Source organism: Pseudomonas sp. NFXW11, from assembly GCF_049887815.1.
Classification (GTDB): Bacteria; Pseudomonadota; Gammaproteobacteria; order Pseudomonadales; family Pseudomonadaceae; genus Aquipseudomonas.
The window spans coordinates 123,646-135,707 of record NZ_JAGEKI010000012.1 but is presented as its reverse complement, the minus strand read 5'-3'; the positions used below and the strand labels follow the sequence as shown (position 1 = coordinate 135,707).

Sequence of the window (12,062 nt, the reverse complement as noted above, 5' to 3'; positions counted from 1 at the left end):
ACTCATACAGGCTTGCCAATCAGTTCGAGCACAGCTTGTGCGGCCTGATTCGACGCATCACGGCGCAAGGTGCGGTGGATCTGGTCAAAACCGCGGGTCTGTTCCTCGCCGCCTTCAATCAGCGGCGAGAGGGTCTGGGCCAGGCTTTCGGCCGTGGCGTCATCCTGCAACAACTCAGGCACCAGCAGGCGCTGGGCCAGCAGGTTGGGCAAGGAGATATAGGGGCTCTTGACCATACGCTTGAGAATCCAGAAGGTCAGCGGCGCCAAGCGGTAAGCCACTACCATCGGCCGCTTGTACAGCAGGGCCTCGAGGGTCGCGGTACCCGAGGCGATCAGCACCGCATCACAGGCCGCCAGGGCTTTGTGCGACTGGCCATCGAGCAAGGTCAATGGCAGGTCGCGACCGGCCAGCAACTCCTCCAGCTGTACCCGACGTTCCGGGCTGGCGCAGGGCATGATGAAGCGCACGCCGGGGCGCAAGGCGCGCAAACGCTGGGCGGCATCCAGGAAAAGAGCACCCAGGCGCCCCACTTCGCCACCGCGACTGCCGGGCATCAGGGCCACCAACGGCCCCTCGGGCAGGCCCAATTCGGCACGTGCCGCGGCGCGATCCGCCTGCAGCGGAATGGCATCGGCCAGGGAATGACCCACGAACTTGACCGGCACGCCCTGCTCTTCGTAGAAACGCGCCTCGAAGGGAAACAGGGTCAGCATCAGGTCGCAGCCTTCGCGGATCTTCAGCACCCGCTTCTGCCGCCAGGCCCAGACCGAAGGGCTGACGTAGTGCACGGTCTTGATCCCGGCCTGACGCAACTTGAGTTCGATATTCAGGGTGAAGTCGGGGGCATCGATGCCGATGAACACGTCCGGCTTTTCAGCGATCAGGGTGCGGATCAGCAGCTTGCGCCGGGCCAGCAGCTCACGCAGGCGCCCGAGCACTTCCACCAGCCCCATGACTGCCAGGCGCTCCATGGGGAAGTAGGAAACCAGGCCTTCGGCCTGCATCAGCGGACCACCGACACCGATGAATTCCACCGCCGGGTGCTGGGCCTTGAGGGCCCGCATCAGACCGGCGCCGAGAATGTCGCCGGAGGCTTCGCCAGCCACCAGCGCAACGCGCAGAGTCCCCATGATCAGCGGGTGATGCCGCGAGTCGACGACTGGATCGAGTCACGAAACAGCGCGACTTCAGGGTACTGCGTTGCGGCTTCGGTCAATTCGGCCAAGGCTTGCTCCACGGTCAGCCCCTGGCGGTAGACCACCTTGTAGGCACGCCGCAGCGCATGGATCGCCTCTTCGCTGAAACCGCGCCGGCGCATGCCTTCGAAGTTCATGCTACGGGCTTCGGCCGGGTTGCCGAACACCGTGACGAAGGCCGGAACATCCTTGCCGATGGCGGTGCCCATGCCGGAAAAGCTGTGGGCGCCGATATGGCAGTACTGATGCACCAGGGTGAAACCGGAAAGAATCGCCCAGTCTTCCACATGCACATGGCCGGCCAGTGCGGTGTTATTGACCAGGATGCAGTGGTTGCCGATCACGCTGTCGTGGCCAATGTGGGCATAGGCCATGATCAGGTTGTGATCGCCCAGGGTGGTTTCGGAACGGTCCTGGACGGTGCCACGGTGAATGGTCACGCCTTCGCGGATCACGTTGTGGTCACCGATCACCAGACGAGTTTCCTCGCCCTTGTACTTCAAGTCGGGGGTGTCCTCACCTACCGAAGAGAACTGGTAGATGCGGTTGTGCTTGCCGATCCGGGTCGGGCCCTTGAGCACAACATGAGGCCCGATCACTGTACCCTCGCCGATTTCCACACCAGCGCCGATGATCGACCACGGGCCAACCTCAACGTCGTCGGCCAGGACGGCCGTCGGATCGATGATTGCGCGAGGGTCAATCAAACTCATAGTTTGCGTTCCGCACAGATGATTTCAGCCGAGCATACCGGCTTGCCATCAACCGAGGCCTGGCATTCGAACTTCCAGATCTGCCGCTTGCAGCTGATGAACTTGGCTTCGAGGATCAACTGGTCGCCCGGCAGCACTGGCTGGCGGAAACGCAGTTTGTCGGAACCGACGAAGTAATAAAGGGTGCCATCAGCCGGCTTCACGTCGAGCATCTTGAAACCGAGGATACCCGCAGCCTGGGCCATGGCCTCGATGATCAGCACGCCCGGCATGATCGGGTGCGCCGGGAAGTGGCCATTGAAGAACGGTTCGTTGATGCTGACATTCTTGTAGGCACGAATGCGCTTGCCTTCGACATCCAGGTCCACCACCCGATCCACCAACAGGAAAGGGTAACGGTGAGGCAAGTATTCGCGAATCTCGTTGATGTCCATCATTTCGGGGGGAAGCCTGTAGTAAAGAGTGGGAGTGCGCGACTCACGCGCACTCCTCTAGCAAATCAAGGAGGCAGTCTAGCGGCTGTGCACACTTGATATGGAAATGGTATCAGCCATCTGATGAAGCATTGCCGTCGGGGGTCACGTCCCCAACGCGCTTTTCCAACTGACGCAGGCGCCGCGCAATGTCATCGAGCTGACGGATGCGTGCCGCGCTCTTGCGCCACTCGGCAGCAGGTTGCATGGCAGTACCGGAAGAGTAGGCACCCGGCTCGGTGATCGAGTGGGTGACCATGGTCATGCCGGTCAGGAATACGTTGTCGCAAATCTCGATGTGGCCAACCAGGCCCACACCGCCGGCGAGCATACAGTGCTTGCCGATCTTGGTACTGCCGGAAATCCCCACGCACGCGGCCATGGCGGTGTGATCGCCGACCTGGACGTTGTGGGCGATCTGGATCTGGTTATCCAGCTTCACACCGTTGCCGATGAGGGTGTCGGCCAGGGCGCCGCGGTCGATCGCGGTATTCACGCCGATCTCCACATCGTCGCCGATGGTCACGCCACCGACCTGCGCGATCTTCTGCCAGATGCCCTTCTGGTTGGCAAAGCCGAAGCCTTCACCGCCCAGCACCGCGCCCGACTGAATGACCACGCGCTTGCCGATGCGCACGTCGTGGTACAGGGTCACGCGGGGAGCCAGCCAGCCGCCTTCGCCGATTTCACTGCGGGCACCGATAAAGCAGTGGGCGCCAACGGTGACACCGGCCGCGATCCGCGCACCGCTCTCGATCACCACGAATGGGCCGATGCTGGCTTGCGGGTCCACCACGGCATCGACGGCAATCACCGCAGAAGGGTGAATACCGGCCGCAGCCTTGGGCTTGGGATCGAACAGATGGGAAACACGGGCGTAGGACAGGTAAGGGTCAGCCACCACCAATGCATCGCCGGCATAGGCTTGGGCATCGGCAGCCTTCAGCAGCACCGCGCCGGCCTGGCTCTCGGCCAGGTACTTGCGGTATTGCGGATTTGCCAAAAAGCTCAACTGAGCTGGGCCGGCCTCCTGCAAGGTGGCCAGCCCAGTGATTTCCTTCTCCGGGTCGCCACTCAGGGTGGCGCCGAGGAACTCGGCCAACTGGCCGAGTTTCATAGTCGCAGTCATGGCTTACTTCAGCTGATTCATACGCTCGATGACCTGGCGAGTGATGTCGTACTGAGGCTTGACATCGATCACTGCGCCACGCTCGAAGACCAGGTCGAAACCGCCCTTCTTGATCACTTCTTCAACTGCGCTATCCAGCTTCGGCTTCAGTTGCTTGAGCATTTCGCGGTCGGCAACGGCCTTGGCTTCGTTCAGCTCCTTGGACTGGAACTGGAAGTCACGGGCCTTTTGCTTGAACTCAAGCTCCAGGCGCTCACGCTCGCCTTGCTGCATCTTGTCGCCACCGGCAACCAGACGATCCTGGATACCCTTGGCGCTGCTTTCCAGAGTCTTCAGCTTGGTCAGCTGCGGGCCGAACTTCTTCTCGGCATCTACCGCGTACTTCTTGGCCGCGTCGGATTCCAGCAGGGCCATCTGATAGTTCAGGACAGCGATTTTCATTTCGGCAAATGCCGGGCTCGCGACCAGAACCGAGGCCAGGAGAACCAATTGAGTCAACTTACGCACGATGCACTCCTACAAAATCCATTGTCGTTGTCTTGGGCCGGACGCTTAGAAGGTCTGGCCGAGGGAGAATTGGAACACCTGGGTTTCAGCGTTATCCGGTTTCTTCACTGGCATCGCCAGGGCAAAGCTCAATGGCCCCAGGGCGGTGACCCAGGTCACGCCGACACCCACCGAACTGGCCAGGTTGCTCAGGCTGATATCGTTGCACTGCGTTTTCACGTTCGACGCCGCAATGGTGTTGGACGTGGATTCGCAACGAGAGTTGAAGACGTTACCCACATCCCAGAACAGGGAAGTACGCAGGGAACGCTGATCCTTGACGAACGGCAGCGGGAACAGCAGCTCGGCACCACCCTGGATCAACACGTTACCGCCGAATGGCAGCGGATCCTGATCCGGGTCGGCAGCCGTACCGGCGTTGCCGGTTACACCTGCACCACGGCTCGGGGTACTGCGCGGGCCCAGGGTGCTGTCCTTGAAGCCACGAACCGAGTTGAAACCACCGGCATAGTAGTTCTCGTAGAACGGCAGGCCCTTGGTATCACCGAAGCCATCGCCATAACCCAGCTCGGTATGGAAGCGCATGGTGTAGTTCTCGCTCAGCGGCGTGAACAGTTGGCCACGGTAGTCGAGCTTGAAGAACGACAGGTCGCTACCCGGAGTAGTGGTTTCCAGCACCAGGCTTTGCGAGTGACCACGGGTGGCCAGCACGCCCTTGTTCAGGGTCGACTCGGACCAGCCGGCAGACGCCTTGAAGTTCAGGTAGTTGTCGCCCTGCTTGTTCACGAAGTCGAAGATTTCGTCGACGGTGTACAGGCCGGTCTTGATTTTGTCTTGCTGTGCGGTCAAGCCGAAGGTCAGGCGCGAAGTCTCGCTGATCGGGTAGCCCACGCTGACGCCGGCACCCAGGCTGTCCACCGCGTAGCTGGCTACGTCGACGTCGAGGTCCTTGTAGTCGGTGGTGCGATAGAAGGCGTTGTAGCCCAGGCTCACGCCATCGGCGGTCCAGTAGGGGTCGACATAGCCGAAGTTGTAGCGGCTCTGGTATTCGCTGCGGGTCAGGCCAATGCTGACCTTGTTACCGGTACCCAGGAAGTTGTTCTGGGTGATCGAACCACCGAGGATCAGACCGGCGCTCTGGGCAAAACCGACGCTGGCGGTGATCGAACCGGAAGCCTGCTCTTCAACTGCGTAGTTGACGTCGACCTGGTCATCGACACCCGGCACGGCCGGAGTCTCGACGTTGACTTCCTTGAAGAAGCCCAGGCGCTCGAGGCGGGTCTTGGACTGATCGATCAGGTAGGTCGAAGCCCAGCCGCCTTCCATCTGGCGCATTTCGCGACGCAGCACTTCGTCCTCAGACTTGGTGTTGCCACGGAAATTGATGCGGTTGACGTAGGCACGCTTGCCCGGGTCCACCACGAAAGTGATGTCCACGGTGTGGTCTTCATCGTGTGGCTGCGGCACGCCGTTGACGTTGGCGAAGGTATAACCCTCGTTACCCAGGCGACGGGTGATCAGCTCGGACGTGGTGGTCATCAGCTTGCGCGAGAACACCTGGCCCTTCTCCACCAGCAACAGCGCCTTGACCTGGTCTTCAGGCACTTTCAGGTCGCCGCTGAGTTTCACGTCGCGAACGCTGTACTTCTCGCCTTCGTTGACGTTGACAGTGATATAGACGTGTTTCTTGTCCGGGGTGATGGACACCTGGGTGGAGGCGATATCCATGTTGATATAGCCACGATCCAGGTAGTAGGAACGCAGGCGCTCCAGGTCACCGGAAAGTTTTTCACGGGCGTACTTGTCATCGTTCTTGAAGAACGACAGCCAGTTGGTGGTCTTGAGTTCGAACAGACCGATCAGGTCATCATCGGGGAAGACAGTATTGCCCACCACGTTGATGTGCTGGATGGCAGCGACCGTGCCTTCGTTGATCTTGACCTTGAGGCCAACCCGGTTGCGCGGCTGCGGCACCACTTCGGTCTCAACGCTGGCCGAATAACGGCCCTGAGCGACGTATTGACGCTGCAGTTCGTTACGCACGCCTTCGAGAGTGGCGCGCTGGAAGATTTCGCCTTCGGCCAGGCCGGACTGTTTCAGGCCCTTCATCAGGTCTTCAGTGGAGATCGCCTTGTTGCCTTCGATCTCGATACTGGCAACCGACGGCCGCTCGACTACCGTGATGACCAGGACATTGCCTTCGCGGCCCAGCTGGATATCTTGAAAGAAACCGGTTTTGAACAGCGCACGAGTGGACTCCACCAGGCGACGGTCGTCCGCCTGCTCGCCGACGTTCAACGGCAAGGCACCAAAGACGCTACCCGCGGAAACGCGCTGAAGGCCGTTGACCCGGATATCGGAGATAGTGAAGGACTCGGCGTGAACTTCGGCGATCATCAATACGGTGAGAACCGCAGTTAGCAGCAGACGTTTCATGAAGTCCTTTCTTATTCCAACTGGCAATAAACAAACTGCCGCAAAATGCGGCAGATTCGCAATTCAGCGAAGCGTTACAGACGACCCAGATCGTTGACCAGAGCAAGCAGCATGACTCCGACCACCAAGCTGATACCGATCTGTATCCCCCAACCCTGCACCCGATCCGACAGGGGACGACCACGCGCCCACTCGATCAGATAAAACAACAAATGTCCCCCATCCAGCACCGGGATGGGCAACAGATTCAGAACACCCAGGCTAATACTCAGATAAGCAAGGAAATTCAAGAAATCAGCAATGCCCGACTGGGCAGAAGCGCCCGCCACTTTAGCAATGGTTATCGGTCCACTCAAGTTTTTTACCGAGAGCTCGCCGAACAACATTTTCTTCAATGATTCCAGGGTCAGGACGCTCATGGTCCAGGTCCGCCGGGCCCCTTCGCCAATGGCCTGCAGAGGGCCGTAGCTGACCTCGCGGAGCATCTCCGGCGGCCAGTCCACCGCTTTCACCCCAGCCCCCAGGTAACCATTGGGCGCCTTGCTCTCGCCGCGACTGGCGAGGGTCACCGGCAGTTCGATCCGCGCGCCATCGCGCTCGACCTGCAACACCACCTTGCTTCCCGGATGCACCCGCACCCAGTCGACCACTTGCTGCCAATCGTTGAGCGGCTGGCCATCGAGGGCCAGCAGGCGGTCGCCGGTTTTCAGCCCGGCAGCCTGGGCCGGGCCCTTGGGATCGAGCTCGGCAAGCACCGGCGGCAACGCCGGGCGCCATGGACGAATTCCCAGGGAGCGGATCGGATCAGGCTCCTCGGCACCCTTGAGCCACTTATCGAGAGTCAGCTGGCGCGGCAAATCGACGCTGGCGCCCTGCTCGCGCACCAGCAGTTGCAAGGCACCGCTTTCACCCAAGCGCCTTACCAGCTGCAAGTTGACTGCAGCCCAGCCGGAAACCGGCTCGCCATCGATGGCCACGATCTCTTGACCGGCAAGCAGGCCAGCTTGCGCAGCGATACTGCCCGCCTCGACCTCGCCGATGACCGGACGCACCTGCTGGCTGCCCAGCATCGCCAGCGCCCAGAAAAACACCAGCGCCAGCAGGAAGTTGGCAATCGGCCCCGCAGCGACAATGGCAATGCGCTGGCGCACCGACTTGCGATTGAAGGACTGGCCCAGCTCCTCGACCGCAACCTCGCCTTCACGCTCGTCGAGCATCTTCACGTAGCCGCCCAGGGGAATGGCGGCAATCACGAATTCCGTGCCCTGGCGGTCATGCCAGCGCAGCAAGGGCATGCCAAAGCCCACGGAGAAGCGCAGCACCTTGACGCCACAGCGCCGCGCGACCCAGAAATGACCGAATTCATGGAAGGTGACCAGCACGCCCAGGGCTACCAGGGTGCCGACAATCATATAGAGCGCGCTCATCTACTTTCTCCGCAATCCTATTGGCCGCCACTCACGCGGGTGCGCATCCTATCGCCCGTTACGCTGCAACCATTGCTCTGCCAGGCCTCGGGCCTTGGCGTCAGCCGCGAACACGGCATCGAGCTCATTGACCGCCTGCGCCGGTTCGCGCTGCAAAACCTCTTCGATAATACTCGCGATCTGCGGATAGCGGATGCGCCGTTCGAGAAACGCCGAAACCGCCACCTCGTTGGCCGCATTGAGCATTGCCGGGGCACTGCCACCGGCCTCGGCAGCTTGACGCGCCAGGCGCAGGCAAGGGAACCGCTGCTCGTCGGGTGCCTGGAAATCCAGGCGGGCAATGGCGAACAGATCCAGCGGCGCCACCCCGGAATCGATACGTTCCGGCCAGGCCAGGGCATTGGCGATGGGCGTGCGCATGTCCGGGTTACCCAACTGCGCCAGCACCGAGCCGTCGACATAATCCACCAGGGAGTGAATCACGCTCTGCGGATGCACCACCACCTCGACCTGGGCCGGCTTGGCATCGAACAGCCAGCAAGCCTCGATCAGTTCCAGGCCCTTGTTCATCATGCTGGCCGAATCCACGGAGATCTTGCGTCCCATGGACCAGTTCGGATGAGCACAAGCCTGCTCCGGCGAGACATGCTCGAGCTCGGCCATAGGCGTCTGACGGAACGGACCACCGGAGGCGGTCAACAGAATCCGCCGCACACCGACCTGGCTCAAGCCCCGGGAAAAATCCGCGGGCATGCACTGGAAGATGGCGTTGTGCTCGCTATCGATAGGCAATAGCAGCGAACCACTCTTGCCCACCGCCTGCATAAACAGCGCGCCGGACATCACCAGCGCTTCTTTGTTGGCCAGAAGAATCTTCTTGCCGGCTTCCACCGCCGCCAGGGTCGGACGCAAACCTGCCGCCCCCACGATCGCCGCCATCACCGCATCGACTTCAGGCGCCGAGGCAACCTCGCACAAACCCTGCTCACCCACCAGAACCCGGGTAGGCAGGCCGGCAGCCCGCAGGTCTTCCTGCAACCGGCTGGCAGCCGCCACTTCAGGCACCACGGCAAAACGCGGTACATGGCGAATGCACAGCGCCAGCAATTCGGCCAAGCGGCTGAAACCCGTGAGGGCGAATACCTGATAACGCTGCGGATGCCGGGCAATCACATCCAGGGTGCTCAAGCCAATGGAGCCAGTGGCCCCCAGCACCGTGATCTGCTGCACGCCACTCACGGTGCAGACATCCACAGCAGCACCGCGAACACCGGAATGGCCGCGGTCAGGCTGTCGATGCGATCCAGCACGCCGCCATGCCCAGGCAGCAGGTTACTGCTGTCCTTGATGCCGGCCTGGCGCTTGAACATGCTCTCGGTCAGGTCACCGACCACCGAGATAAACACCACGATGGCCGCGCCGAGCAGCGCCAGGAGGATCTGGCCAAAGCCCCAACCCCGTACCAGCCCCACCACCGCGGTAATCAGCAGGCTCAGGGCCAAGCCGCCATACACGCCTTCCCAGCTCTTGCCGGGACTGACCTGGGGCGCCAGCTTGCGCTTGCCGAATGCCTTGCCGGAGAAGTAGGCGCCAATGTCCGCGCCCCAGACCAGCACCATTACCGCCATGATCAGCCAGTTGCCCAGCGGCAGCTGCTTGATGAACACCAAGCCCTGCCAGGCCGGCAGCAGGATCAGCAAGCCGATCAGCAGCTTGGGCGCCGCGCCGGACCACTGCTCACGGGTGCGCGGGTAGGTCAGCACCAGGAAAGTCGCCAGCCCCCACCACAACACCGCCGCGCCCAGCACCCAGGGCGCGACGCCCGGCACCAGGTGCATCAGGAACAACAGCCCGGCCACCAGCACGGCATAGGCGACCCGCGCCGACTGCGCCTCGAAGCCCGCCAGGCGAGCCCACTCCCAGGCGCCCAGGCTCACCACCAGGGCGATGAACAGGGCGAACCCAGAGCCTTCGAGCAGGAAAAAACCGCCCAGGGCGATCGGCAACAGGATCAGTGCAGTAATGATTCGTTGTTTAAGCATTAAACCCGGGCTCCAGCCTCGACCTGCTCACTCGTTTTACCGAAGCGCCGCTGGCGAGATGCGTAATCGGCCAGCGCCAGGCGCATGGCGTCGTGTTTGAAGTCCGGCCAGTACAGGTCGGAGAAATACAACTCGGAATAGGCCAGCTGCCACAGCAGGAAATTGCTGATGCGATGCTCACCACCGGTACGGATGCACAGGTCTGGCAACGGCAGGTCACCGGTAACCAGACAGGTCTGCAACAGGTCCGGAGTGATGTCCTCGGGGCGCAGATGGCCAGCCTGGACTTCCCGCGCCAGGCGCTGGGCGGCCTGGGCGATATCCCACTGACCGCCATAGTTGGCGGCGATCTGCAGGATGAAACGATCGCTGCCCGCCGTCATGGCTTCCGCTTCGCGCATCGCCGCCTGCAACTCGGGATGAAAACGCGAACGGTCACCAATGATCCGCAGGCTGATGTTGTTTTCGTTCAGACGCTTGGCCTCACGCCGCAACGCCTTGAAGAACAGGTCCATCAAGGCACTGACTTCGTCGGCCGGGCGCTGCCAGTTCTCACTGGAAAAGGCGAACAGCGTCAGCACCTCGACCTTGGCCTCGGCACACACTTCAATCACTGCACGTACCGCGTCGACACCCGCCTTATGCCCGGCGACACCCGGCATAAAGCGTTTTTTGGCCCAGCGGTTATTACCGTCCATGATGATCGCGACATGCCGCGGCACCGAGGACGATACTGGCTGTTTGGTCTTTTCCATGAAAACGTCTGACCCTTATACGGCCATCAGGTCCTTTTCTTTTTCTTCAGTCGCCTTGGCGATCTGAGCTTCGAAGTCCTTGATCAGCTTGTCGATATCGGCACTGCCACGGCGCTCTTCGTCTTCACTGATCTCTTTGTCCTTGGTCAGCTTCTTCAGCTCGCCCAGGGCATCGCGACGAATATTGCGCACAGCAACCCGTGCGTCCTCAGCAGCGGCACGCGCCTGCTTGGTGAAGCCCTTGCGGGTTTCCTCGGTCAGCGGCGCCATCTTGATCAGCAGCAGCTCACCCAGGTTGGTCGGATTGAGGTTCAGGCCGGCACTGCCGATGGCCTTGTCGATAGCCCCCAGCATGTTGCGCTCGAACGGCACCACCTGCAGGGTCTGGGAGTCCTTCACCGTCACGTTGGCAACACCGCTCAACGGCGTGTCGGTACCGTAGTAAGGCACCATCACGCTGCCCAGGATGCTGGGGTGGGCCTTGCCGGTGCGGATCTGGCCGAAAGCATGGGCCAGGGATTCCAGGGACTTCTTCATGCGCTCTTGAGCGTCTTTCTTGATTTCGTTGATCATTGTTCGCCTTCCTCGATCAGGGTTCCTTCAGCGCCACCATGCACGATATTCAGCAGGGCGCCGGGCTTGTTCATGTTGAATACCCGCAGCGGCATCTTGTGGTCGCGGCACAGGCAGATAGCCGTCAGGTCCATCACTCCCAGCTTGCGATCCAGCACTTCATCGTAAGTCAGATGATCGAACTTCTCGGCATGCGGGTCCTTGAACGGGTCTGCAGTGTAAACACCGTCGACCTTGGTTGCCTTGAGCACGACATCGGCATCGATCTCGATGGCGCGCAGACAGGCTGCGGAGTCGGTGGTAAAGAACGGGTTACCGGTACCGGCCGCGAAAATCACCACCTCTTTGGAGTTCAGGTGGCGCATGGCCTTGCGACGGTCATAGTGATCGGTCACGCCAACCATGGAAATAGCCGACATCACGATGGCCGAGATATTTGCCCGCTCCAGTGCATCGCGCATGGCCAGGCCGTTCATCACAGTGGCCAGCATGCCCATGTGGTCGCCAGTCACCCGATCCATGCCGGCGGCACTCAGTGCGGCGCCGCGGAACAGGTTGCCGCCGCCGATCACCAGGCCCACCTGGACCCCGATGCCGACCAACTGGCCGACTTCCAGTGCCATGCGGTCCAGCACCTTGGGATCGATCCCGAACTCTTCCGAGCCCATCAGGGCCTCGCCGCTAAGCTTGAGTAGAATGCGTTTATAGCGAGCTTGATAACCACTGCCCTGCTGAGCCATTGCGAATCTCTCCTGCGGCGTATTTAAAAATTCTTTGCTGGCTGTTTACAGCCTGCGTTCACTCTAGC

The 12,062-nt window shown here is 61.2% G+C and carries 12 protein-coding genes; all 12 read right to left on the bottom strand.

Annotated features, from left to right (window positions below):
• Positions 1-2: 2 nt before the first annotated feature.
• Positions 3-1,133, bottom strand: coding sequence for a lipid-A-disaccharide synthase (gene lpxB / locus J4P02_RS19210; RefSeq protein ID WP_426193110.1), 1,131 nt, complete (start codon positions 1,131-1,133; stop codon positions 3-5).
• Positions 1,134-1,135: 2 nt separating this feature from the next.
• Positions 1,136-1,912, bottom strand: coding sequence for an acyl-ACP--UDP-N-acetylglucosamine O-acyltransferase (lpxA, locus tag J4P02_RS19205; protein WP_426193108.1), 777 nt, complete (start codon positions 1,910-1,912; stop codon positions 1,136-1,138).
• Positions 1,909-2,349 carry a 3-hydroxyacyl-ACP dehydratase FabZ gene (gene fabZ / locus J4P02_RS19200; RefSeq protein ID WP_007940511.1) on the bottom strand — a complete coding sequence of 147 codons (441 nt, stop codon included), beginning with the start codon at positions 2,347-2,349 and terminating at the stop codon, positions 1,909-1,911. The genes lpxA and fabZ overlap by 4 nt, the downstream gene beginning before the upstream one ends.
• 109 nt (positions 2,350-2,458) lie before the next feature.
• Complete coding sequence (gene lpxD, locus J4P02_RS19195; RefSeq protein ID WP_426193106.1) at positions 2,459-3,514, bottom strand: UDP-3-O-(3-hydroxymyristoyl)glucosamine N-acyltransferase; 1,056 nt, start codon at positions 3,512-3,514, stop codon at positions 2,459-2,461.
• Between the two features lie 3 nt (positions 3,515-3,517).
• Entirely contained in the window at positions 3,518-4,021 is a 504-nt protein-coding gene (locus tag J4P02_RS19190) for an OmpH family outer membrane protein (RefSeq protein WP_016964695.1), read from the bottom strand.
• 45 nt (positions 4,022-4,066) lie between these two features.
• A complete protein-coding gene (gene bamA / locus J4P02_RS19185; protein ID WP_426193104.1) occupies positions 4,067-6,457 on the bottom strand; it encodes an outer membrane protein assembly factor BamA in 2,391 nt (796 codons plus the stop codon).
• A 74-nt stretch (positions 6,458-6,531) separates the two neighbouring features.
• A complete protein-coding gene (gene rseP, locus J4P02_RS19180) occupies positions 6,532-7,884 on the bottom strand; it encodes a sigma E protease regulator RseP (RefSeq protein WP_426193102.1) in 1,353 nt (450 codons plus the stop codon).
• Positions 7,885-7,932: 48 nt separating this feature from the next.
• A complete protein-coding gene (gene ispC / locus J4P02_RS19175; RefSeq protein ID WP_426193100.1) occupies positions 7,933-9,123 on the bottom strand; it encodes a 1-deoxy-D-xylulose-5-phosphate reductoisomerase in 1,191 nt (396 codons plus the stop codon).
• On the bottom strand, positions 9,120-9,926 hold the full coding sequence (locus J4P02_RS19170) for a phosphatidate cytidylyltransferase (RefSeq protein WP_426193098.1): 807 nt from the start codon (positions 9,924-9,926) through the stop codon (positions 9,120-9,122). The genes ispC and J4P02_RS19170 overlap by 4 nt, the downstream gene beginning before the upstream one ends.
• Positions 9,926-10,681, bottom strand: a complete 756-nt coding sequence (gene uppS / locus J4P02_RS19165; protein WP_426193096.1) for a polyprenyl diphosphate synthase — start codon at positions 10,679-10,681, stop codon at positions 9,926-9,928. The genes J4P02_RS19170 and uppS overlap by 1 nt, the downstream gene beginning before the upstream one ends.
• 15 nt (positions 10,682-10,696) lie before the next feature.
• A complete protein-coding gene (gene frr / locus J4P02_RS19160; protein WP_426193094.1) occupies positions 10,697-11,254 on the bottom strand; it encodes a ribosome recycling factor in 558 nt (185 codons plus the stop codon).
• Positions 11,251-11,994 (bottom strand): UMP kinase, encoded by a 744-nt coding sequence (gene pyrH, locus J4P02_RS19155; protein ID WP_007924076.1) that lies wholly within the window; start codon positions 11,992-11,994, stop codon positions 11,251-11,253. The genes frr and pyrH overlap by 4 nt, the downstream gene beginning before the upstream one ends.
• Between the last annotated feature and the right edge of the window lie 68 nt (positions 11,995-12,062).

What these genes read in the sequence shown, in the direction of transcription:
- lpxA (WP_426193108.1), bottom strand. Translation starts at nt 1,912, where the DNA reads ATGAGTTTGATTGACCCTCGCGCAATCATCGATCCGACGGCCGTCCTG.
- uppS (WP_426193096.1), bottom strand. Translation starts at nt 10,681, where the DNA reads ATGGAAAAGACCAAACAGCCAGTATCGTCCTCGGTGCCGCGGCATGTC.
- lpxB (WP_426193110.1), bottom strand. Translation starts at nt 1,133, where the DNA reads ATGGGGACTCTGCGCGTTGCGCTGGTGGCTGGCGAAGCCTCCGGCGAC.
- bamA (WP_426193104.1), bottom strand. Translation starts at nt 6,457, where the DNA reads ATGAAACGTCTGCTGCTAACTGCGGTTCTCACCGTATTGATGATCGCC.
- J4P02_RS19170 (WP_426193098.1), bottom strand. Translation starts at nt 9,926, where the DNA reads ATGCTTAAACAACGAATCATTACTGCACTGATCCTGTTGCCGATCGCC.
- frr (WP_426193094.1), bottom strand. Translation starts at nt 11,254, where the DNA reads ATGATCAACGAAATCAAGAAAGACGCTCAAGAGCGCATGAAGAAGTCC.
- fabZ (WP_007940511.1), bottom strand. Translation starts at nt 2,349, where the DNA reads ATGATGGACATCAACGAGATTCGCGAATACTTGCCTCACCGTTACCCT.
- pyrH (WP_007924076.1), bottom strand. Translation starts at nt 11,994, where the DNA reads ATGGCTCAGCAGGGCAGTGGTTATCAAGCTCGCTATAAACGCATTCTA.
- rseP (WP_426193102.1), bottom strand. Translation starts at nt 7,884, where the DNA reads ATGAGCGCGCTCTATATGATTGTCGGCACCCTGGTAGCCCTGGGCGTG.
- lpxD (WP_426193106.1), bottom strand. Translation starts at nt 3,514, where the DNA reads ATGACTGCGACTATGAAACTCGGCCAGTTGGCCGAGTTCCTCGGCGCC.